The 19619-nt window shown below is 58.9% G+C and carries 26 protein-coding genes and 2 pseudogenes; 18 read left to right on the plus strand and 10 right to left on the minus strand.

Annotated elements, in window-relative coordinates:
* Positions 1 to 212: 212 nt before the first annotated feature.
* Positions 213 to 496: pseudogene (locus ACN0SW_RS12125) on the plus strand (hypothetical protein); the annotation flags it as partial.
* Between the two features lie 136 nt (positions 497 to 632).
* On the opposite strand, the gene ACN0SW_RS12130 reads toward ACN0SW_RS12125, so the two are convergent.
* Entirely contained in the window at positions 633 to 1232 is a 600-nt protein-coding gene (locus tag ACN0SW_RS12130) for a TetR/AcrR family transcriptional regulator (protein ID WP_417728193.1), read from the minus strand.
* A gap of 131 nt (positions 1233 to 1363) precedes the next feature.
* Here ACN0SW_RS12130 and ACN0SW_RS12135 point away from each other — a divergent pair, with 131 nt between their 5' ends.
* Positions 1364 to 1642, plus strand: coding sequence for a hypothetical protein (locus tag ACN0SW_RS12135; protein WP_417728194.1), 279 nt, complete (start codon positions 1364 to 1366; stop codon positions 1640 to 1642).
* A gap of 3 nt (positions 1643 to 1645) precedes the next feature.
* Positions 1646 to 2611, plus strand: a complete 966-nt coding sequence (locus ACN0SW_RS12140) for a DMT family transporter (protein ID WP_417728195.1) — start codon at positions 1646 to 1648, stop codon at positions 2609 to 2611.
* A 78-nt stretch (positions 2612 to 2689) separates the two neighbouring features.
* Here the strand turns inward: ACN0SW_RS12140 and ACN0SW_RS12145 are convergent, their stop codons facing one another.
* The 6 genes from ACN0SW_RS12145 to ACN0SW_RS12170 all read right to left on the minus strand — a co-directional run bounded on the left by ACN0SW_RS12145 (position 2690) and on the right by ACN0SW_RS12170 (position 5820).
* Positions 2690 to 2941 carry a hypothetical protein gene (locus tag ACN0SW_RS12145; RefSeq protein ID WP_417728196.1) on the minus strand — a complete coding sequence of 84 codons (252 nt, stop codon included), beginning with the start codon at positions 2939 to 2941 and terminating at the stop codon, positions 2690 to 2692.
* Positions 2938 to 3471 (minus strand): GNAT family N-acetyltransferase, encoded by a 534-nt coding sequence (locus tag ACN0SW_RS12150; protein WP_417728197.1) that lies wholly within the window; start codon positions 3469 to 3471, stop codon positions 2938 to 2940. Before ACN0SW_RS12150 ends, ACN0SW_RS12145 begins: the two co-directional genes overlap by 4 nt.
* Before the next feature lie 13 nt (positions 3472 to 3484).
* Entirely contained in the window at positions 3485 to 4162 is a 678-nt protein-coding gene (locus ACN0SW_RS12155; protein ID WP_417728198.1) for a glutathione S-transferase family protein, read from the minus strand.
* A 33-nt stretch (positions 4163 to 4195) separates the two neighbouring features.
* Positions 4196 to 4561 (minus strand): cupredoxin domain-containing protein, encoded by a 366-nt coding sequence (locus tag ACN0SW_RS12160; RefSeq protein WP_417728199.1) that lies wholly within the window; start codon positions 4559 to 4561, stop codon positions 4196 to 4198.
* A complete protein-coding gene (locus tag ACN0SW_RS12165; protein ID WP_417728200.1) occupies positions 4549 to 5082 on the minus strand; it encodes a DUF4142 domain-containing protein in 534 nt (177 codons plus the stop codon). Before ACN0SW_RS12165 ends, ACN0SW_RS12160 begins: the two co-directional genes overlap by 13 nt.
* A 189-nt stretch (positions 5083 to 5271) precedes the next feature.
* Positions 5272 to 5820 carry a cytochrome P460 family protein gene (locus tag ACN0SW_RS12170; protein ID WP_417728201.1) on the minus strand — a complete coding sequence of 183 codons (549 nt, stop codon included), beginning with the start codon at positions 5818 to 5820 and terminating at the stop codon, positions 5272 to 5274.
* Between the two features lie 196 nt (positions 5821 to 6016).
* Here ACN0SW_RS12170 and ACN0SW_RS12175 point away from each other — a divergent pair, with 196 nt between their 5' ends.
* The 3 genes from ACN0SW_RS12175 to ACN0SW_RS12185 all read left to right on the plus strand — a co-directional run bounded on the left by ACN0SW_RS12175 (position 6017) and on the right by ACN0SW_RS12185 (position 8523).
* Positions 6017 to 6955, plus strand: a complete 939-nt coding sequence (locus tag ACN0SW_RS12175; RefSeq protein ID WP_417728202.1) for an AraC family transcriptional regulator — start codon at positions 6017 to 6019, stop codon at positions 6953 to 6955.
* Between the two features lie 616 nt (positions 6956 to 7571).
* Positions 7572 to 7934, plus strand: a complete 363-nt coding sequence (locus ACN0SW_RS12180; RefSeq protein WP_417728203.1) for a hypothetical protein — start codon at positions 7572 to 7574, stop codon at positions 7932 to 7934.
* A 40-nt stretch (positions 7935 to 7974) separates the two neighbouring features.
* On the plus strand, positions 7975 to 8523 hold the full coding sequence (locus ACN0SW_RS12185) for a carboxymuconolactone decarboxylase family protein (RefSeq protein ID WP_417728204.1): 549 nt from the start codon (positions 7975 to 7977) through the stop codon (positions 8521 to 8523).
* Between the two features lie 167 nt (positions 8524 to 8690).
* Here the strand turns inward: ACN0SW_RS12185 and ACN0SW_RS12190 are convergent, their stop codons facing one another.
* Complete coding sequence (locus ACN0SW_RS12190; protein WP_417728205.1) at positions 8691 to 8897, minus strand: hypothetical protein; 207 nt, start codon at positions 8895 to 8897, stop codon at positions 8691 to 8693.
* A 209-nt stretch (positions 8898 to 9106) separates the two neighbouring features.
* Here ACN0SW_RS12190 and ACN0SW_RS12195 point away from each other — a divergent pair, with 209 nt between their 5' ends.
* The 12 genes and pseudogenes from ACN0SW_RS12195 to ACN0SW_RS12250 all read left to right on the plus strand — a co-directional run bounded on the left by ACN0SW_RS12195 (position 9107) and on the right by ACN0SW_RS12250 (position 18495).
* Positions 9107 to 10114, plus strand: a complete 1008-nt coding sequence (locus ACN0SW_RS12195) for an ABC transporter substrate-binding protein (RefSeq protein ID WP_417728206.1) — start codon at positions 9107 to 9109, stop codon at positions 10112 to 10114.
* 86 nt (positions 10115 to 10200) lie between these two features.
* Positions 10201 to 11229, plus strand: a complete 1029-nt coding sequence (locus ACN0SW_RS12200) for an ABC transporter ATP-binding protein (protein WP_417728207.1) — start codon at positions 10201 to 10203, stop codon at positions 11227 to 11229.
* Positions 11226 to 12908 (plus strand): ABC transporter permease subunit, encoded by a 1683-nt coding sequence (locus tag ACN0SW_RS12205; RefSeq protein ID WP_417728208.1) that lies wholly within the window; start codon positions 11226 to 11228, stop codon positions 12906 to 12908. Before ACN0SW_RS12200 ends, ACN0SW_RS12205 begins: the two co-directional genes overlap by 4 nt.
* Positions 12908 to 13660, plus strand: a complete 753-nt coding sequence (locus ACN0SW_RS12210; RefSeq protein ID WP_417728209.1) for a DeoR/GlpR family DNA-binding transcription regulator — start codon at positions 12908 to 12910, stop codon at positions 13658 to 13660. Before ACN0SW_RS12205 ends, ACN0SW_RS12210 begins: the two co-directional genes overlap by 1 nt.
* A gap of 55 nt (positions 13661 to 13715) precedes the next feature.
* Positions 13716 to 14003: pseudogene (locus ACN0SW_RS12215) on the plus strand (aspartate aminotransferase family protein); the annotation flags it as partial.
* An 818-nt stretch (positions 14004 to 14821) separates the two neighbouring features.
* Positions 14822 to 15121, plus strand: coding sequence for a hypothetical protein (locus ACN0SW_RS12220; protein WP_417728210.1), 300 nt, complete (start codon positions 14822 to 14824; stop codon positions 15119 to 15121).
* Between the two features lie 3 nt (positions 15122 to 15124).
* Positions 15125 to 15502, plus strand: coding sequence for a hypothetical protein (locus ACN0SW_RS12225; RefSeq protein ID WP_417728211.1), 378 nt, complete (start codon positions 15125 to 15127; stop codon positions 15500 to 15502).
* A 20-nt stretch (positions 15503 to 15522) separates the two neighbouring features.
* Positions 15523 to 15705 carry a hypothetical protein gene (locus tag ACN0SW_RS12230; RefSeq protein ID WP_417728212.1) on the plus strand — a complete coding sequence of 61 codons (183 nt, stop codon included), beginning with the start codon at positions 15523 to 15525 and terminating at the stop codon, positions 15703 to 15705.
* Positions 15702 to 17096 (plus strand): APC family permease, encoded by a 1395-nt coding sequence (locus ACN0SW_RS12235; RefSeq protein WP_417728213.1) that lies wholly within the window; start codon positions 15702 to 15704, stop codon positions 17094 to 17096. Before ACN0SW_RS12230 ends, ACN0SW_RS12235 begins: the two co-directional genes overlap by 4 nt.
* Positions 17097 to 17111: 15 nt before the next feature.
* Positions 17112 to 17540 (plus strand): universal stress protein, encoded by a 429-nt coding sequence (locus ACN0SW_RS12240; RefSeq protein ID WP_417728214.1) that lies wholly within the window; start codon positions 17112 to 17114, stop codon positions 17538 to 17540.
* An 8-nt stretch (positions 17541 to 17548) separates the two neighbouring features.
* Entirely contained in the window at positions 17549 to 18205 is a 657-nt protein-coding gene (locus tag ACN0SW_RS12245; protein WP_417728215.1) for a hypothetical protein, read from the plus strand.
* Positions 18202 to 18495, plus strand: a complete 294-nt coding sequence (locus ACN0SW_RS12250; RefSeq protein ID WP_417728216.1) for a hypothetical protein — start codon at positions 18202 to 18204, stop codon at positions 18493 to 18495. The genes ACN0SW_RS12245 and ACN0SW_RS12250 overlap by 4 nt, the downstream gene beginning before the upstream one ends.
* 60 nt (positions 18496 to 18555) lie before the next feature.
* On the opposite strand, the gene ACN0SW_RS12255 is transcribed toward ACN0SW_RS12250, so the two are convergent.
* Positions 18556 to 18723, minus strand: coding sequence for a LysR family transcriptional regulator (locus ACN0SW_RS12255; RefSeq protein ID WP_417728217.1), 168 nt, complete (start codon positions 18721 to 18723; stop codon positions 18556 to 18558).
* A gap of 77 nt (positions 18724 to 18800) precedes the next feature.
* A complete protein-coding gene (locus ACN0SW_RS12260; RefSeq protein ID WP_417728218.1) occupies positions 18801 to 19583 on the minus strand; it encodes an aspartate dehydrogenase in 783 nt (260 codons plus the stop codon).
* Positions 19584 to 19619 lie beyond the last annotated feature (36 nt).

The following is a 19619-nucleotide window of genomic DNA, read 5'->3' on the forward strand; positions in this document are numbered from 1 at the left end:
CTGGCTTTGTCTGGTCAGATCCAACTCATGGACGGCAAATTCGTAATTAGCAGGTCGCATTCACGCTCGGTTCAGAAAAGTACTGGTTCGGTCAAGGTCAAGTCACCCTCCGGAAACCAAAAATATCAAATAATATCAGAGTTTTGCGCCCCAACGCATCTGGGGCACTTTGCGTTCTGGCCTCGCCGAAAACTCTGTGGCAGCATTACGCCATGATCGAGTTCCGACCCCTTCCCGATGACCATCCCGACCTTTAGCGTTCGTCCCGTTGCGTGCGGCGCTGCTGACATTGCGCTACGCGCAGGAGCACGGCGCTATCGGCTTGACCAAGACCAAGGCGTTCAAGCGTGTCTTCGTGCATTGGGCGGTCGAGAACTTTGACTGGCCCGGCAACAGCGCCGAGAAAATGTTCCGCTATAACAAGGTCATCAATGAATATGAATTCCCGCCGCTCGAGGTGCTGCTCTCCCTTTGCCTCGGGCGTTACTTCAGGGGCCGCCGATCTAAAAGGAATCCGTTTTTTAATTCTACATAGAGCGAAGAAGATTAAATGCTTTGTAGGAATGATTGGGACGGTGAATTGAGATCGTTTGTGCATCTCGTCCACTAAAACGTTCCTGTAACGTCATCAATCATGACGTGCCATCGCTACCTGGGACGAGGAGCGCGAGCGTGGGCCTCACTGCCCCTTCCAAGAGTGCCCGTTCCGATCCTACCCTTGCAAGTACACGGACGCCCATCAGGATACAGAGCAAGTGTCGCGCCAAATCCTCCGCTGCGTGTGACGTGGTGATCGAGCCCTCTGCCTGACCTCGGCTGACGCAACGTAAGAAGAAGGCCTCGACGCTCGACAGCATGCCGACGACAGCCTCCTGGAACCTCGGATCGTGAGGCGCCACGTCAAGCACCGCATTCACGAGCATGCAGCCCTTAAGATCCTTGTCGTCGAGCGATCGCTTCACGATCTCCGCGAAGAATGCCTCAATAGCGTCGGAAGGCTCCATGGTCTCACAGTGTCGAATACGCTTGCCGATATTTCCCTCCACATAATGGTCGAGCGCGCGCTGATAAATGGCGCGTTTGTCGCCGAACGCATTGTAGAGGCTTGCGCCAGCCAAGCCCGTTTTCTCAATCAGATCACGGATCGACGTCGCCTCGTAGCCGCGGCTCCAGAAACATTGCACTGCAGCGTCGAGCACTGCGTCCTCGTTAAACTTCCTCGGTCTGGCCATTCTGTTTCCTCTTGGTTCGCATTGACCGCATCTTGTCATCGAACGCTTTTCCATGCATTTTAGAACAACCAAACAAAAATACAAGGCGGCCCCTCGTTGGATCGCGGAACTGCTTCGGAAGGGAACCCTCAATGAACCTCGAACATGAGCTGGCCGCTTACAGGGCCGATTTTGCACGTACAGCGCCGTGCGGTCGGCCGGGTCTGTTCGAGGCCAAGATTGAAGATCTCCGCGCGAATGGCAAAGCGTTGTCGGCGATCAACGGCGACGAGAACTGGGAGCTTCCCGTCCCCGCGACCTATGTGATCGCAAAGGACGGTCGTGTCACGCTCGCTTACCTCGACGTCGACTACCGCAAGCGCCTTGAGCCCGAGATTGTCCTGGCCGCCCTGCGTCTTGCGGGGGCCTGACCCATGTCCGGAACCGAGGCTCCCAATGCAACTCTTGCACCTGACTCATCGCTCGCCAGCTCACGCAACCGCTTCGCTGGCCTCTTTTGGGCGACCCTCACCGTTGCAATCTTCTCTGGATGGTTCGTGATTACGCGCTTCAGCGTCACGCGTGAGCTCAGCATCTGGGATATTACGGCGTTGCGCTTCGGGATTGGGGCGACTTTGCTTGCACCTGTCCTGATCCGGCGTCGAGCCACTCTTCCTCCCGCGGCCTGGCGTGAGGGCCTGGTATTCGCCATGCTTTGGGGCATGCCTTTCGTGCTACTTGTCGCGTTGGGTCTCAGCCTGACCTCGGCTGCACAGGCTGCTTCAATTGCGCCGACCCTCATGCCGCTATTCGCTGGCATCTTCGCCTGGGTTTTCCTCGGTGAGTGGCAGGGCCGTCAACGCTGGATTGGATACGCGGCGATCTTTGCCGGGTTGTCTCTGCTCTTACTGGCAGGAGCCGCCGCCCACGGGCCGCCCAGTCTGGCAGGACTTGGCGCGCTGGCCGCTGCCGCAGCGATGTGGGCAGTCTACACATTGCTGTTCCGGAAGAGCGGACTGACTCCGATCGAGTCCGCCGCCCTCATCTGCTTTTGGTCGGCGACACTCTTCCTGCCTGCGTACCTCCTTCTAGGTCTTAGCCGTCTGAGCCATGCCTCAGCGGCCGAAATTGCGCTGCAGTCAATTTATCAAGGCGTGCTGATGAGCGGTGTCGCAATCTTCACGTTCAACCGCGCCGTCTCACTGCTTGGATCAGCAGCGGCCACTGCTATCATCGCGCTCGTTCCCGCAGTCGCGTCGCTTCTCGCCATTCCCGTTCTCGGCGAGATGCCGTCTGGCGCCGAGTGCGTCGCGATCGCAATCATCGTCTCCGGCGTTCTGTTGGCGTCTCGTCGGCCCGACATTGCCAAACCATCCCAAACCCCACGAAGAACTCTCTGATCCTCTTTTATTTCCATCCGAAACCGAACCCGGCGAAGATCGCTATGTTTCTGGAAGAAACGGGACTGTCCTATGAGGTCATTCTCTTTGATAGCAGCAAGCGCCGACGCTCTGCGCGGCAAAGTCGACATGCGTGCCGTTGCCAACGCTTGCCGGTTGGCCATCAAAAAGCGGCAGAAGCACAAAGGCGATCCGCTCACGCCCGGAGGCGGCAAGGCCGTCTCCTGTGGCCAGACAGGTGACACCCAGCGGTTCGAACAGGCGGGCATAGAAACCGCGAGCGGCGGCGATGTCGGCGGTGCCGAGGCTGAGATGATCGATCATGGTCATGGCATCTCCTTTCGGCTCGGACGGGTGGGTGATGTGCCGGTGCACGGGGTCTCGAGGCGAAATTTGAGAAATCGCGCGGTTTCATGCAGCACTTCGCCAAGCGGCTGCGCGCCTATCCGCGCGAGAGCTCCAAGATGGCGGCGCGAAGGCGGCAGCAGAAAAGTGACGTAAGGGATGCGCACATCGGCGCGGGCGAAGTCCAGAGCTTCTCGTGCGATCGCGAGGCCAAGGCCAAAGGCATCCCCCCGCAGAACAAGGCCGAAATCCCATTCCCCACCGTCGTTCTGGAACCCACCCCAGCCGATATAGCGGCCACCGGATAGGATCGCCCAATGGCCTAATCCGTCACGCTGCCAGTAGGCTTCCTTGGCAGCGACGAAGCGTTGCGCTGTTTCGGCATCCCAGGGTTGGACCAAAAGTGGCATGTGCTGCGCGACGCGCGGATCGGACATGTGATCTACAAGCAATGCAAGCGGAACCTGTGCAAGGCGCGAAAAGGTCAAATTGCGATCTGAATTGGGATAACGCATGGCGCAAATCGGCTCAGGCAGTTCCAAAGGGTCGCATCCGCGCGACCAATACGCCGTCGCGGCGGATCAAGAAGGCACGCAGTTGAGCGTTGAAATCCTTGCCCACTGCATCTCGCACCGACGGTCGGGCCGCAAGAAGCAACCGCCAAGCCTGAACTTTTGGCAGGCCTTCGAAGACGTCAAAACCGTCGATTTCGCTGAAGACATCAAAATAGCGGAAGACCGGTCCGAATGCCACATCTACAAGGCTAAAGTTTACGCCCGAAAACCATGGCTCCGCGCTCATATGGTCTTCGATCAGTCTGAAACGACGGCGCAGCGCGGCGATGCTCGTCTCGAACGACGCGACATCACGCGCAGAATAGACGTCGGCAATTGTCTCGAGCACCTCTGAGGCGAACCCGAGCCATGCGCGATGGCGCGCACGTTCGACGGGATCGACCGGATGCAACGGGTTGGGTTGCGTCTCTTCGAGATATTCAAGGATTGCAGAAGACTCGAAGAGCGCCGCGCCCCCAACCGTCAGAACCGGCGTGCGCCCGAGCGGCGAAATCTCCAGAAACCACTGCGGCTTGTTGCCGAGATCCACAACGCGCAGCTCATGCGCGACGCCCTTCTCGGTGAGTGCGATGGTGATGCGCTGCACATAGGGGCAGAGCGCATGGCTGATGAGTGTGATGGACCGGGTCATGGCATTCTTCTCCTGCCGGGTTCTGAAATCGTGTCATCCATCGCGGTTGCGTACCAGAACGGTGCCCTTCATGTGCGGGTGGAAGGTGCAGACATATCGGTATTCGCCCGGTTCGTTAAAGGTGACCCGGCGAAACGCGGCCCGTTCCAGCGGTCCGGTGTCCCAGGTTCCGTCGAGCGAGGTCGCGGTATGTGGCGCGTGATCACCATTCTCCCAAGTGACATTGTCGCCCACGAGGATTTCAGCCGTTGGTGGAACAAAGGTGAAATCGTCAATCCGCACGGCGACCTCGTGCGATCCGCCATGCGCGAACGCGAGATTCGCCTCTCCGGTCAGGGCGATGGCCGCGCCAAGGCCCTGACCGAAGCGGCGACGCGTGATCTCGCTCAGTTTGCGCATTTCAATCCCGCGACCATGTGGTCAGCGTGTTGTTCATGCGCGCGGAACGTTGCAAGTGCCTCTTCAAGCAGATCCTTCAGCGGCGCCACTGTGACGGTAGGGATAAAGGACTCGGCCACGGTCTTGTTGACGATCTGGTGATAGCCAAGCTCGTTGGTGGCATAGGCGCAATCAAAATCCTTGCCGCGCAGCGTCACGAGTTCGGCCCGCTTGGCGGCAGCCCCCTCGATCAGTGCCTTGCTCAGCGCATTGTCCTGCGGGGTAACGTCCAACTTGGAGATCAGAGCCACGGCTGCGTCATTGACGGCCGAGTGATCGCGGATCATTGTCTGCGCAAAGTTGCGCACAGCATCGTTCTCCGAGATTGCCAACGCGAGATGTGCATAGCGGATATCGAGCCCGCCCGCGGTATAGGCGGAGTGCGCGATCTCCAGATCGTTCATCGGCTCACTCGTGTGGGCCATGAGGGCCGACGAGGCGATGGCCAGACCAAGGGCGAGGGACTTGCAGAGGGTTTTCATCGTTCATTCTCCTGAACAGGTTGCGATGTCTGTCAATTGCCCCGAATTTTCCGGCGTTTGAATGCGGGTGCGTTCGGTTTTTTTGCGCAATCGTCCGGAATAATCGGCGTTTCCCTCATCGATCGATCATCGCGGGTCATGCTCTGGAAGGGGTGGCATGGCCCCTTCCAGAGCTGCAATGCCCGCGCTTCAACGACGCAGTGCCGGATAGCCCTGAAGATAGATCAGCCCCTGATCGCGGACCGGTTCATGGCAGGCCAGGCAGGCATCGCGGTAATCTTCGGTGTTCGTGATCCGGGTCTCCTGTCCCGGAAAGAAGGCCCAACCCCAGCCGTCGCCAAAGCGTGGCCCCTGGCCCAGCTTGCCCTCGCTGTCCCGCACCATAACGAAACGACCCTTGAGCTTGTCGGCATAGCTGGCGCGCCCGGTCGTCAGGTCCTCTGTCTGGGTACCCCACACTTCCTTGACGATCCTCGTCTCCTCAGCAAATTCGCCGTCGCGCAGATAGGCCTCGAGTGCGGGTTTGTCGATGTAGACGGTGTGGATCTCATGCGCGCCGTCGGCAGGGGTGTCCGCGAGTACCGAAAAGGCGCCGATCTGCACCCAATCGGTGCGAAAGTCCTCGGACGGAACCTCAAGCACGGGCTCGACCTGAATGGCGTCGGGCTGCGTCGCCATCTGGGCGAATGCGGGCAGGCTTGCGGCGGACATGATCAGGGCAAAGGCAGAGAATCTCATCTGGGCGTCTCCTTGTGACACTGTGAACGAAAACCGCATGAGCAGGCGGGACCGTCACCTTGCGAATCGTCCGTCGCCCCACGGCAATGCCTGTTCACAGCAAAACTCCTGCGTGATAAATGGCCCTCCGTCCGGAATTCATGCCCGATCGTCCAGGCCTCTGGATTCTGTGGACCGAACCTGTAGGTTGTGTCGCATGTTGGACCTGCTCAGCGATATCCTCACCCGCCTGTCGTTTCGCGGCACGCTCTATTTCCGCACGAGCTTCACCGAACCCTGGGGGGTGCGCGTGCCGGCCTATCGAGATGTGGCCCGTTTCCACTATGCCCATCGCGGTGAGGCGCTGGTGCGTGTTGCGGGCCAGCAGGCGCCGGTGATCCTCGCGCAGGGCGATCTCGTCATCATTCCGCATGGCGAGCCGCATGTTCTCTCATGCCGCCACACCGGACCCGAGGAGGCCTTGCCGCTCGACGACGTGTTGTCCCGCTCGGGGTTTCCTGGATATGGCACACTGGTCTGGGGCGGAGAAGAAAGCCCGCGCGACACGCAACTCATCTGCGGGCATTTCGCGCTGGCCGAGGGCTCGCGACACCTGCTCTTCGACCGGCTCCCGCCGTTCATCCATCTGCGCGGCTATGGCGAAGAGGCCGGGCCATGGCTCGACGCGACACTCAAGGTCATCGGGGCCGAGGCGGGGGGCGCGCGGCTTGGTGGCGATCTTATAGCGCTCAAGATGTCCGAGGCGATCTTTGCCCAGGCCATCCGTGCCTTCATCGAACAATCGCCTGAGGGGATACCGGGTATCGCGGGTTTCGCCGATCCAAAGATCGCGCGCGCGCTGTGCATGTTTCATCGCGACCCTGCTGCCGATTGGACCGTTGCCAGCCTCGCGCGCGTTGGAGGTTTGTCGCGCACCGGTTTCGCCGAACGGTTCTCGGCCCGGCTTGGGATCACTCCCATGAGCTATGTGACTGCATGGCGCATGCAGATCGCGCGTGAGGCTCTGGCGCAGCGCGGCCTGTCGGTGGCTGAGGCTGCCGAGGTCTCGGGTTATGCCTCGGAATCGGCGTTCAGCCGGGTTTTCAAGAAAGAAATCGGCGTTACGCCCGCAGCAGTCCGGCAAAGCCGAGCGTGACGTCCTTAATACGGTGTGACGGCGGCGCAACCAGCAATAATCCGTCAGGCGCGACCAGACGATGCCGCAGCCCTTGCTACCTGTCGTACGCGCTGGCGTTTCATGCCGCAGATCACGATCCCGACGGCGACACGTCGCTGATTGTCGAGGACTGTTTCGGACACGAGCGATGGCTAGACGTCCTTGAGACTGAACTTGGTGACGTGATCCCCTATGGCCGCCACTTCGAACTTCATACCCGACAAAAGACCCTCTGACCCGCCGATCTGATCGTGGCAGAGGGCGCTAGGGGGCAGGGGGTGGAACCTTTCTGGGGCAGGCGGTCAGCCGCCGCGCGTTGGAACTTTGGGTCTGCGACGTCTCTGCTCGATCTTTTTACGACCGCGCGGGCGCCCATAGGGTGATCGATGTCGAAATTCGGGTGATCGATCTGATGTCGCGGTGAGGGTCGTCGCAGCAGTGGACGAGCATTCAGAAACGGAATTGTCCAACCGTATTTCTGGACGATTGCGCATTCTTTCTGGATTTTCTGACATTCACCGTCCCCGTGATTGGGCCTATCTCGTTCTTGCGGCGAGCTGCCGTTTCTGAAACCACGATGAAAGGACCCTGCGCGATGCGCTTTGTTACAAAAAACATTCACGCTTGGCTCGATTACCCGGTTGCCTTCGCGCTCATTGGTCTGCCATTCCTGCTCGGGCTCGGTGTGTCCAATCCGCTGGCTCTGACGATCTCACCCATGATCGGGCTGGCGGCTTTTGTGCTGACGGTTTTCACCGATCACCATCTCGGGATCATCCGGGTGCTGCCCTACAAGCTGCACCTCGCAGTCGATCTTGCGGTCGGGCTGCTCTTTCTGGTGCTGCCATTCGCCCTCGGTTTCTCCGGTCTGGACGCCGTCTATTACTGGCTCAACGGCGCGGCAGTGGTTTCTGTCATAGGGCTGTCCGAGCCCGAACCGCAGATACCCACGGCCTGACGCTCTGCTTTCCCAACTGCCAACGAAAGGACATGATTCCATGGCACGCATCACCCAAGTCTCCGACTCCGCCGCCACCCCTGAGGCAAATGCCCTCTTCAGCGCGATCAAGAGTAAGATCGGCATGGTGCCGAACCTCTATCGCGTTGCGGCGAACCAGCCATCGGTTCTGGCCGCCATGCTCGGCCTGAATGAGACGCTGGCTGGCGGTGGTTTCGATGCCCGCACCCGCGAGGCTATCGCCCTTGCCGTGGCCGGCACCAATACCTGCGATTACTGCGCCTCGGCTCATTCCGCGATCTCGGCCGGGCTCAAGGTTGCGCCAGAGGCGATCAAGGCTCATCTCGCCGGACGGTCCGAAGACCCACGCACGGCGGCGATCCTAAAGCTCTCCGTGGACATCGTCACGGCAAAGGGTATGGTGTCGGACACCGATCTCGAGGCGGCTCGTGCCGCAGGGCTGAGTGAGGCCGACATTGTGGAGACGCTCGCCAATGTGGTGGCGAATATCTTCACCAACTACCTCAACCACGTCGCGGAAACGGACATCGACTTCCCGGTCGTCTCCACCACTCAGGTCGCAGCCTGAGCAAGCAGGCCCGTCGAACCTTCGGCGGGCCTCTCCCAGATCGCCCGCTCATGCAGAAGAATAACCCGTCATGAAACGCGATGCCGAGTCCTGACCCCAGGTTTCTGCGCGTGCTAAATCAAGCGATGTGCATCCTCTGGTGCGACAGGGCTTGCCATTCAGCATTGTCAGACCGCCGTCCGTCCAATCCAGCGTTCGCGTGTGGCGGCCTCGATCGCACGGTCGGTCTGCGTGACCAGCGACAGGTCTGCTTTGCGTTCAACGTCCAGCGGTTCGCGGGAATAGTTCATCGCCATGGCATCGGTGACGTCTGCCGGACTTTCGGAAAATCTCGCAAGCGTGCACATGTCGGGCGACGTTGTGGTGTCCTGCATGGTTTTTCCTCGTTCCTGCGGGCTTCGTTGATCCCGGAGGACCCTTGTTGAAATTAATCGTAGACAAATCACACAAAAGTGCAAAACTACACAAATATCCCCATTCCCGACAGGATCGGGCGCGGCAATCAGAACGGGTTTTCAGCAAAACCCGCACCTGTCCGGGGCAGGCCCGGGCGCAACTCATGTGGACCGACAAGGAGAATAACATGACGATCTGGAGCAAACTCACCACAACTTCCCTGCTGACCCTCGGGGTTGCCTCGATGGCTACGGCCGGGGAGATTACCGTCTATACCGCGCTGGAAGAAGAAGAGGTCGCGGCCTATGTCGAAGCCGCGCAGAAGGCATTGCCTGACACCGAGATCAACGTGTTGCGCCTGTCAACCGGCAAGTTGGGCGCGCGGATCTTGGCCGAAGCGAGCAATCCGCAGGCCGACGTGATCTGGGGTTGGGCGGTGACTGCAATGATGGATCCGCAGATCCTCGAGATGCTGGAACCCTATGCAGCCGAGGGCGTGGACGTGCTGCCCGAAAGGTTCCGTGACGCCGACGACCGCTGGTTTGCACCCATCGGCTATATGGGTGCCTTCTGCGTGAACACAGCCCGGCTAGAGGAAAAGGGGCTGCCAATGCCGAAAAGCTGGAAAGACCTTGAGAATCCGGCCTTTGAGGGTGAAGTTCTGATGCCTGATCCGAATTCATCTGGCACCGGGTACCTGCATGTGAACGCAGTGCTTCAAAGCATGGGAAAAGAGGCCGGTTGGGCACAGCTGGAGGCGGTCGATCCGAACATGGCTCAGTACACCTCTTCGGGTTCGAAGCCCTGCAAGTCTGCGCGTGTGGGCGAATACACGGTCGGTATCTCGCTGGCCTTCACCGCGATGCAGTCCATTCAAGAGGGATATCCCCTAGCGATGGTCTTTCCCGAGGGCGGTGTCGGTTATGAGCTTGAAGCTTCGGGCTTGATGGCAAGCTCGGACAGTAAGGACGAAGCAAAAGCATTCCTCGACTGGACTATGTCAGACGAGGCGATCGGTCTCTATCAACAATACAAGGCGCTGATCACCGTGCCGGGCGTGGATGCGTCGAATGCGTCCAAGGATGCGGGTCTGCCGGCGGACATCTCCACTGTTCTCGCGGATATCGATTTTATCGAGTCGGCCAAAAACCAAGTCGCTGTCAAGGAGACCTGGAAAGAAAAGCTGGGGCGTTAATCCTGGACCCGAGGAGAGGCAGACCACACCCGTGCGTGGGCTGCCCTCCCGCAGCCCGCGCCACCTGAACGAAAGACCCGATCACGATGTACCTGTCTGTCCGCAACGCCACCAAGACCTTCGGCATGTTTACCGCTCTCGACAAGGTGTCAATTGACATCGAGCGGGGTGAGTTTGTTTGCCTGTTGGGGCCGTCGGGCTGTGGTAAAACAACGCTTCTGCGGCTGATTGCGGGGTTGTCCGACCTCGACGGAGGCGAAATCATGGTGGAAGGCGAAGCGTTGTCGTCGCTGCCAGCGCGCAAACGGGGCTTTGGTATCGTGTTCCAGTCCTACTCGCTCTTTCCGAACATGACGGTGGCCGAGAATATCGGCTATGGTCTGAAAATCCGCGGAACGCCCATGGCAGAGGTGACAAGGCGCGTGTCGGATCTGCTGGATCTGGTGAAATTGCCGCGTGCGGCTGACGCCTTTCCTGGACAGCTGTCGGGTGGCCAGCAGCAACGGATTGCGCTGGCCCGAGCAATCGCTGTCGACCCGCGGGTGCTGCTTCTGGACGAACCGCTTTCGGCGCTGGATGCCAAGGTGCGCGCAGAGCTACGCGGCGAGATCCGGCATGTGCAGCGCTCGCTGGGTATTCCCACACTGATGGTGACCCATGATCAGGAAGAGGCGCTGGCGCTGGCCGACAGGATTATCTGCATGAACCACGGTGTCGTGGTGCAGGTAGGTACGCCGGAAGATCTGTACCACCGCCCCGCGACGCGGTTCGTTGCCGATTTTATGGGCATCAGCAACCTTGTGCCAACGGAAGTGGTGCGCCGTGGATGCCACAAGTTGCTGGCGACGCGCCCTGTAGGGTCGGACGCGGCATACATCGCCTGCATCCGACCGGAACAGATCGGTCTGATCCCGGCAGAGGATGGCGAGGCCACAGTGTGCAACATCAGCTTTCTCGGCAACCTGCGGCGGCTGGAGGTCGACAGCCCGCTTGGCATGCTGGTGGTCGAGACCCATGGCGGCAACCCCTTTCGCGAAGGCGACCGGGTGCGTTTAAGTATTGAGCCAGAGGCGTGCACCTGGGTCGCAGATGACATTGCCGGACCCTCGGCATGAGCACGACAGAGACCACGATGCCGAGCGCCCGGAAGGGTGTGGATGCCGACCGCGCGCTGACTCTGGTCTGCGTTGGCTTGCCGCTGCTGGGGTTGGTCCTGTTCTTCGTCTACCCGATGATGATTGTATTCCTGCGTTCGGTGACGGTCGAGGACGGCTACGGGCTTGCGAACTACACTAAGGTTCTTAGCTCGGCCGGATTCTGGCGCGCTACGGGTAATTCGCTGGTCATGGGAGGCGCCACCACGGCGCTCAGCGTGCTGCTTGGATTCGTTATTGCCCAAGGGCTCTATCGTTGTGCATTTCCCGGCAAATGGTTGATCCGGACTGTGATTATCCTGCCGCTTCTCGCGCCCTCACTTGTGCAGGCCCTAGGGCTGATTTTTCTGCTCGGACGCAACGGCCTCGTCAGCCGCGCGCTCGGGGTAGAGATCGAGATCTACGGCTTCTGGGGGTTGCTGATCGCCAACACGCTCTATGCGCTGCCGCAGGCGGTGATGATCATCGGCGCGGCGCTGGTCCTGCTGGACGCGCGCACCTACGAGGCGGCGGAGGTCATGGGCGCGTCGCCCTCCCGTCAGTTCCTCGACCTGACACTTCCCGCTGCGCGGTTCGGCATCCTCAACGCGGGCTTTGTCTGCTTCACCATCACGATCACTGATTTTGGCAATGCTGCCGTCATCGGCGGGGACTATTCCGTGCTCGCCACCGAGATTTATTCCCAGGTGGTCGGGCAACGGAATTTCAACATGGGGGCCGTCGTAGGCATCATGCTGCTGCTACCCACCGTGATCTCATATGCCATCGAGCGGCAGGCAATGAAACGCCAGCAGACCGGGTATATCACCGGCCAAGTGCCCTTTATCCCAAAATTCGCGCCGCTGCGCGACATGTCCATTGCCGTCTTCTCGCTACTGATCTGTGGAGCCATCGTGTCCGTCATCGGCATCGTAGTCTATGCAAGCTTCGTCACACTGTGGCCCTACAACATGGCCCTGTCTCCAAAGCACTACGACATCACGCTTGCGGGGGGATATTCGTCGCTCTGGATCACAATTGTGATCTCAGTGATGGCGGCGGCGGGGGGCACGCTGGCGGTGTTTTTTCTCGCGCTTGGCCTGCGCCGCTTGCCGCAGGCCGTGGCTGCACCGATTCAGCTGCTCGCGGCGATGCCAGCTGCGGTGCCGGGCATGGTGCTGGGATTGGCCTATATCCTGACGTTCAACTCTACCGCGACGCCGCTCTACCTTCTTTACGGGACGGCTGCTTTGATCGGGATCATCAACTTCTATCACTACCACACGCAAAGCTTTCTGACCCTGATGACCGGCTTTCGCCAGTTGCCGCCAGCGCTGGAGGAAGCGGCCGGCAGCCTTGGCGCCGGCCTGGGCCGGGCTGCTATAGATATCGTCGCGCCCTTTGTCGCACCGATGCTGGTATCGGTATTCTTCTTCCTCTTCATGCGGTCGATGGTAACCCTGTCAGCCGTGGTTTTTCTCACGACGCCGGATCTCAGTGTCGCGGCCGTGACCATCATGCGACTGGACGATGCCGGTCTCACTTCGCAGGCGGCGGCCTTTTCAACCTGCGTGATGGCGGTGGTCTGCGTGGCTCTACTGGGCATGAAGGGTTCTTTGGCTTGGCTGCAACGGCACAACCGGCTCAAGGGCGCGGTCTGATGTGGGCGAAGGAGCGTCATCAACGTATTCTGGCGATGCTGGCAACGAACCAGCAGGTCAACGCCAATGATCTGGCCGGGATATTGAGTGTCTCACGCGAGACGGTGCGTCGCGATCTGCTGGACCTTGAAGAAGCGGGACAGGTGAACCGCGTGCATGGCGGCGCGGTGCTGCCCGAGCCGCGATCCGAAGAGCCGTTTCGCCAACGGATGAGTGCACGAATTCGCGCCAAGAAGGAAATTGCTAGGAAGGCGGTTGACCTGATTCAACCCGGACAGACGATCATGGTCGACGCGGGCACGACAACGGCCCTCTTTGGACAGGAACTGGCCAAGTTGACGGGCGTGTCGGTCATTACAAACTCGTTGGACATTGCCATGACACTGCAAAGCGCGGGAAAAGAGGTGCTGATGCTGGGTGGTCGGATGGCGAGGGACGTGCCTGCGACGGTCGGAGAGCTCACTCTGTCCGAGATTCGGCGTTTCCACGCCGACCTCTGCTTCTCCGCGCCGGTAGCGGTGCATCCGACAAAGGGCGCCTTCTTTTATGACCTTCAGGAGGCCGAGATTGCCATGGCCATGTTCGCGCAGGTGCGCAAGGCGATCATCTTGGCGGACCACAGGAAGCTGGGAGAGACCAGCCGGGTACAGTCATGGGAAATTGGTGCCATAGGTGCCCTTGTCACGAGTCGCGGTGCGCGTCCGGAACACATTGAAGCCTTCCGCCATGCGGGTGTGCAGCTTCTCCAGTGACAGTGAAAGGCGCTTCCCGGTGCAGCCCAAGCCGGTATTCATGCGCAAGTACTAACCCAAGCGTCGGCGTTTCATCGCACGGCGACAAAGCTATCACGGCAACATGCTGGGTGCGCTCTCGACCGGGGGAAATGCGTGGCGACGCGCGCCCTTTGCCCGCTTGATGATTGAAACCAGCCATATATCGCCTTGCTATGAATACCGTGGCCGCGAACCGGGCGAGACGCCAGAAGCCTACGGTTTGCGGATGGCGGGTGAGCTTGACGCGGAGTTACAGCGCCTTGGGCCAGAAACGGCCATCGCCTTTGTGGCGGAACCGGTGGTTGGGGCCACGCTGAGTGCGCCGCTCGAAAGTCGATCATCCGGCGCTGCCGGTGACCCTGCCCGAGATCATCGAGACGGCAAAAGTTGTTAAACAGCGGGGGCTGATGGCTACACCTGCACCTGTGCGATGGCGCTGAACTCTGGCGCACGGCTGGTGTCCGTGGCGCTATGTGAGATGGTTCAGGACACCGACGATGCGGTTGCTAAGGCTTCTTACATGGAATGCCGAACGCGGAACTTCGCGGTCCAGCATATCCTGCACAATTCCGCCGATTTCGATCTCTTGGTGCGCCTTTTGTCCCTCAAGATGTTGCATAAACCGGGGAGTCAACTCATTTTTGTGCTGGAGTGCCAGGCCAACGATCAGGACAGCAGACCCAGTGACCTGCATTCGGGCCTCAATCGAATGAACGGCCTGGGCCTTAGCCGGACTGGGCCACTTGCGCTTTTGGCAGAGCGGAAACGACTGCCTGACAGAGACGCTTCGTTTGGGTAGTAAGGTGAGGTTCGGTTTCGAGAACTCGTTGTGAAATGCCGACGGCGGGGTTGCTCAGAACAATGCCAGGCGTGTTCGGGAAGTTCGACGTGCTTTAGGCTGATTGTCGCATTTGACTGAACGGTCTGAATTGATGCCGTTGATGCCCCCCTCCCAACGGCATCAACTCAGCCACTCTCCAAGGCGCAGGTTTTTCTCAAGCCACGCAGAATTTGCAACAGACCCTCGCGCTCTGGTTTTGCTGCTTTTTTACTTAAAAAGAAAATAACTTGCCTATTAGGAAAAAGACGATAACCTGAATCTCGCGTTTCCACGAGTGAAACGAAATCAGGGAGGAGAAAATGGCTCAGGATATCACGAGCCGGATTGAAACGACCTATCGCAAGGACGTGATCTTTGCCCTCGGCTTTGTCGGGGTATTATGGCTGGTCGTTCTGTTCGTGCTTTTCAGTATTGGTTCACATGTGGGCGGCGGAGGCATCCAGATGGTGCTTATCGTATCGGCTGCATTGGTTCTGTTGTTCAATACAGCCGCAATTATCGCCATGGTACGTCACTACGCTCATGACAAGGATGCGATCTATCGCATCGACATCATGCATTATGACGAGATGCAAGCCGCCAAGCGGAAAGGAAACTGAATCATGGGCAAACGTTACGATCCCCCAAAGCAAAGCGGCTTCGGTCAGCTCTTTGATTCTATTTTTCTGTTGGCATTGGTTTATCTGGTGCTTTTCATTCCGTTGATTTTCGGCCTCACCGGGGCTGACAGCACCAGCGTTTTGCCCGACACCGTCAACTGGGAAACACTTGGCCAGAACACGGTAATGCAAGAGCAGTGGGAAAAGCTTGGCTATACCCCCGAGAGCGCGGCAGAACTGATCACTCAGCGGTTCGATTACACCATCGACCCTCTGATGCTTATTCTCACCGCTCTGATCATCATCGGATATTTCGTGTTCCTCGTCCGGGTCTCGGACAAAGAGTTGCGTGAAGTCATCCGTGAAAAATTTGATACCTGAGCCAGAAGGGAACTCTGAAAATGTGGGTTGCATTTGAATATCTCGCCTGGGCTCTCTCGGCGATCATGCTGTTGTGGATGCTGGCCGATGCCATGCGCGTCAACCGCGAATTTGACGAAGATACACTGCTTTCGTCTAAGGAAGGAGTCGATGAACTCTTGGAGCACGGTGCCCTAAACGCCAAATCGGAGGGCAAGCCATGACTGATCAAACATCGACTGCCGGTGATGGTGAACGCATCGGCCTGTTGCGTGTGCTCGGCCCCGTCCATGTCTGGGCGCTTGGGGTCGGAATCGTGCTTGTGGGCGAGTTCATGGGGTGGAACTTTTCGGTCGGCAAAGGCGGCGCGTATGGGGCCCTGATTGCCTGCTGGGTGATCGGCCTGCTCTACACCTGCGTGGCCATGATCGACTCCGAGGTGACATCGACCGTTGCCGCAGCCGGAGGCCAATATGCCCAAGCTAAACATATCATGGGACCACTGATGGCCTTTAACGTGGGCCTATACCTCGTGATGGCCTACACCATGCTCGAAGCCGCTGATGCCCTCATCGTCGGAGATCTTCTGGTCATTCTGGCCGAACAGACAGGATATGATGCGCTGGACCCCAGACCCTTTGTGGTTCTGGTTATCGCCTTTCTTGCCTTTCTGAATTATCGCGGCGTTTTCATGACGCTGTCGCTCAACTTCGTGATCACCGCTGCGGCATTCGTGTCGATCATCATCCTGTTCATCGGGGTTCAGCCTTGGATACCCGGCGCGGTTCTGAAACATTCCGAGCTTTTGACTGACTTGCCTTATGGCTGGATCGGCGTCATCGCCTCGTTTCAGTTTGGCATCTGGTACTATCTTGGCATCGAAGGCACTTGCCAGGCTGCGGAAGAAGTGCGCTCGCCGTCGCGGTCGCTGCCTCTTGGGACCATGACCGGTATTATTACCTTGCTGATTGCGGCCACGTTGACATGGTATATCTGCACCGGACTGATCCCTTGGGAATATCTCGGGCAGGCCACCGTGCCGTTGTACGATGCCGCGCGTCTGACCGGGTCAAGCATGCTTCAGGTATTCTTGTTCGTGGGTACGCTCTTTGCGGCGACCGCCTCGGCCAATGGCTGCATCAACGATGCGTCGCGGGCCTGGTTCTCGATGGGGCGTGACCGGTATATGCCGCAATGGTTTGGGGCTGTGCACCCGCGCTATCGCACGCCGTACCGTTCGATCCTGTTCCTGATCCCGATTGCCGTATCCTTTGCCTTTACCGGGCTTCTGGATCAGGTCATCACCTTCTCGATCCTGTCGGGGCTTCTGGGCTATACGTTCATGCCGATCAACATGATCCTGTTCCGCCGAAAATGGCCCCTCGGGTCGATTAAGCGGGGCTATGTCCATCCCTTCCACCCCCTGCCTGCGGTCGTGCTGATGCTGCTTTGTATCACCACGTTCTTTGCCACCTATCTTGGCTTCGGGTTGCAGCTTTTGGCGATGATGGCCTTTTATGTTGTGGTTTCGGTCTGGTTTGCCAAACACCGCTACAAATACGTCCGGCGTGCGGATCAGTTCACGATGAATTGGCCCAAACCGGTCGGTTATTAAGGAAAGGACCAGATCATGTTCGACAAGGTACTCTGCGCCATTGACGGTTCCAAAGCCGCAGATCGAGCCGTCGCCTTCTCGGTCGGGCTTGCGGCCAAGTTTGGTGCCGAACTGCAGTTTGTTACGGTGACCACCGTGACCCAAAGCAGCGCCGCCAAAAGTCCGTTCTGGGATACCCGCCTGTTCAATGCGGGTGAAGACCTGATTGCAAAAGAGCTATCCGATGCGATGCGGGCCGCCCAGATTGCCGGGCTGGAAAAGGTTAGTTGCGTTACCATCTCGGGGCGCGACATCGCCGATGCCATCCTCGGCTATGCCGATGAGCAAGGCTTTGACCACATCGTGATGGGGTCGACCGGGCATTCCGCCTTTGGTCGGCTGCTGACCGGATCTGTGGTTGATGACGTACTCAACCACCGCCACCCTCCGGTGACGGTCGTATGACGGCAGGCGTGGCGGCAGCATTCGCGGTGGCAGGCACCGCCGCGCTTGGCTGGTTCTACCGCCGCGACCATCGGCGCGCTCAGGCGCGCCGACATGGTTTTTTTGATGACTGTCGCGGCTTGCTTGATCAAGCGGAGCTGGCGCAGGATGCGATAGATTACCCGAGCTTGAGTGGCTACTACCAAGGTCACAGTGTCGAACTGCGCGCACTTGCCGATACGATCCAGTTGCGCAAACTGCCAGTCCTTTGGCTGCTCGTCACCATTCATCGTCCGATTGCCGTTCACGGAATGCTCGATGTGATGATCCGCCCGGACAACACCGAATATTATTCGCACCACAACAATCTGCGCGATTGGCACGCAACCCCACCCGACTGGCCGCAAGAGGCTGTGATACGCACAGACGACCGCGCCACAACCGCGTCTCTGATACCGCCGCTTACGCCGTATGTGGCCCGCTTTACCTCGGGTCAGCGTGGCAAGGAGATCTTCCTGAGCCCCAAGGGAATCCGCCTTGTCTATCGCCTTGATGAATCCCAGCGTGGCCATTACCTCTTGATCAGGCAACCGCTGTTCGACTGCGCGACACTTGAGCGTGGCATTGCGCAGGAGTTGTTGCAACTTGGCTTTGACATTGCCCATTCCTTGGATACAGCCCAATGAGCGATAAACAGATCGACACACGCCCGCCGTATCACCCCTATCTGGTTCTTGCGGTTTCAAGCGTTCTGACTGGAATGGGCCAAGTCATGAACAATCAGGCGCATCGCGGGCTTATGCTGGCCTTTACTGCGCTCACTCTCGCTTGGGTCAGCTATAACCTTACCACCCCGGAGCATAGCTTTGTCGGCCGCTATGCCGGTGGTTTCATGATCCATGCCATCGCCTTGATGGACGCCTACAAGGTCGCACGCATTCGGCGCGCCGAATGGGAACGCGCGCGCCAGAAGTGAACATGCAGGCCCACTTACGATCCGCAGCTTCGCCATGGCGAATGAGTGCTTCACCAAAGATCATAGGGCCAAGATCGTAGAGGCCGCAGGCCGGTTGGTTCGCCCAAACAGCTTGATCTCGAAATCAAGCTCAGGATCTTGGATCACTTTTGTTGCATCGGGTTGCGAACGTCCCAGATTGCACGCAGCATTTTGGGTGTTTCCGTGTAGGCCTATCGCGACCGGCAACCTGAGTTGGAGTAATTTCAGGCAGGTCAGGGCTTGGTCAACATTGCGGGGATGATATCGGGCGCCTCAGTCTCGCCTCAGGTTGTGATAGGCGCGCAGCGGCGCTTGATCGCGGAAATGACACTCATCGCTGCAAGAGCAGAGCTGCGCGGATTGTCTGGCAGTGCCTTGCCCTCTATCCGAAAGGAAAAACTGCCGAAACTGCCCGTGGCCTGAATTTCGTGAATATTGGCGGTCACGTCAGGGTCCGCAATCAATTTGACCTTCGTCTGATCAAACCCCAGCCCTGCAATGGCCACAGCGGCGGCGACATTCGCATTTTTTGGGTATCCGCTCGCCGCCTGTCGCGCGGTGCCTTCGAAATGTGTTGCTGCGGCTGTCAGTCCCATCAAGTCAATACGATCCTCCGCCGGAGACCCCTGCCAGCCCTCAGGAGGCTTGCGGCCTGTGTATGTAACCTCGGTCAAGCCGCCAACCCGCGCTGCCTGTAGACAATCCAGTGCCCCAATGGCCCCGCTGGCCAAATGCAGCTGCGCATTACCGTCCAACGCGGCGCGCGTCAGGTCTTGCTCCAGATCCTGATCCGCAAGTGCGCCCAGCGACACCGTGATCAGATCTATCCCGCGGCGCAGGATGGCCGACCCGTGCTCGACCAGGGCCGCATGTCCGGCACAATCGACCATGAGGTCAATGTCATCAGGAATATCAGACAAGCTCGCGACGCGTGGCACCTGCCCACTATTCGCCTCGTTCAGCCGCGCAAGACGCACCAGCAAAACATGCGGACCAAGCCCAGTTGAAACAAGATGTTTTGTAACATAACGCCCGATAGCACCGTCACCAATCAATCCAATCTTCATGCGCATCTCCTTTGACAGGCCCAAGCATCGAAGCTC

It is taken from the genome of Roseovarius sp., from assembly GCF_048262375.1.
Taxonomy (GTDB): domain Bacteria; phylum Pseudomonadota; class Alphaproteobacteria; order Rhodobacterales; family Rhodobacteraceae; genus Roseovarius.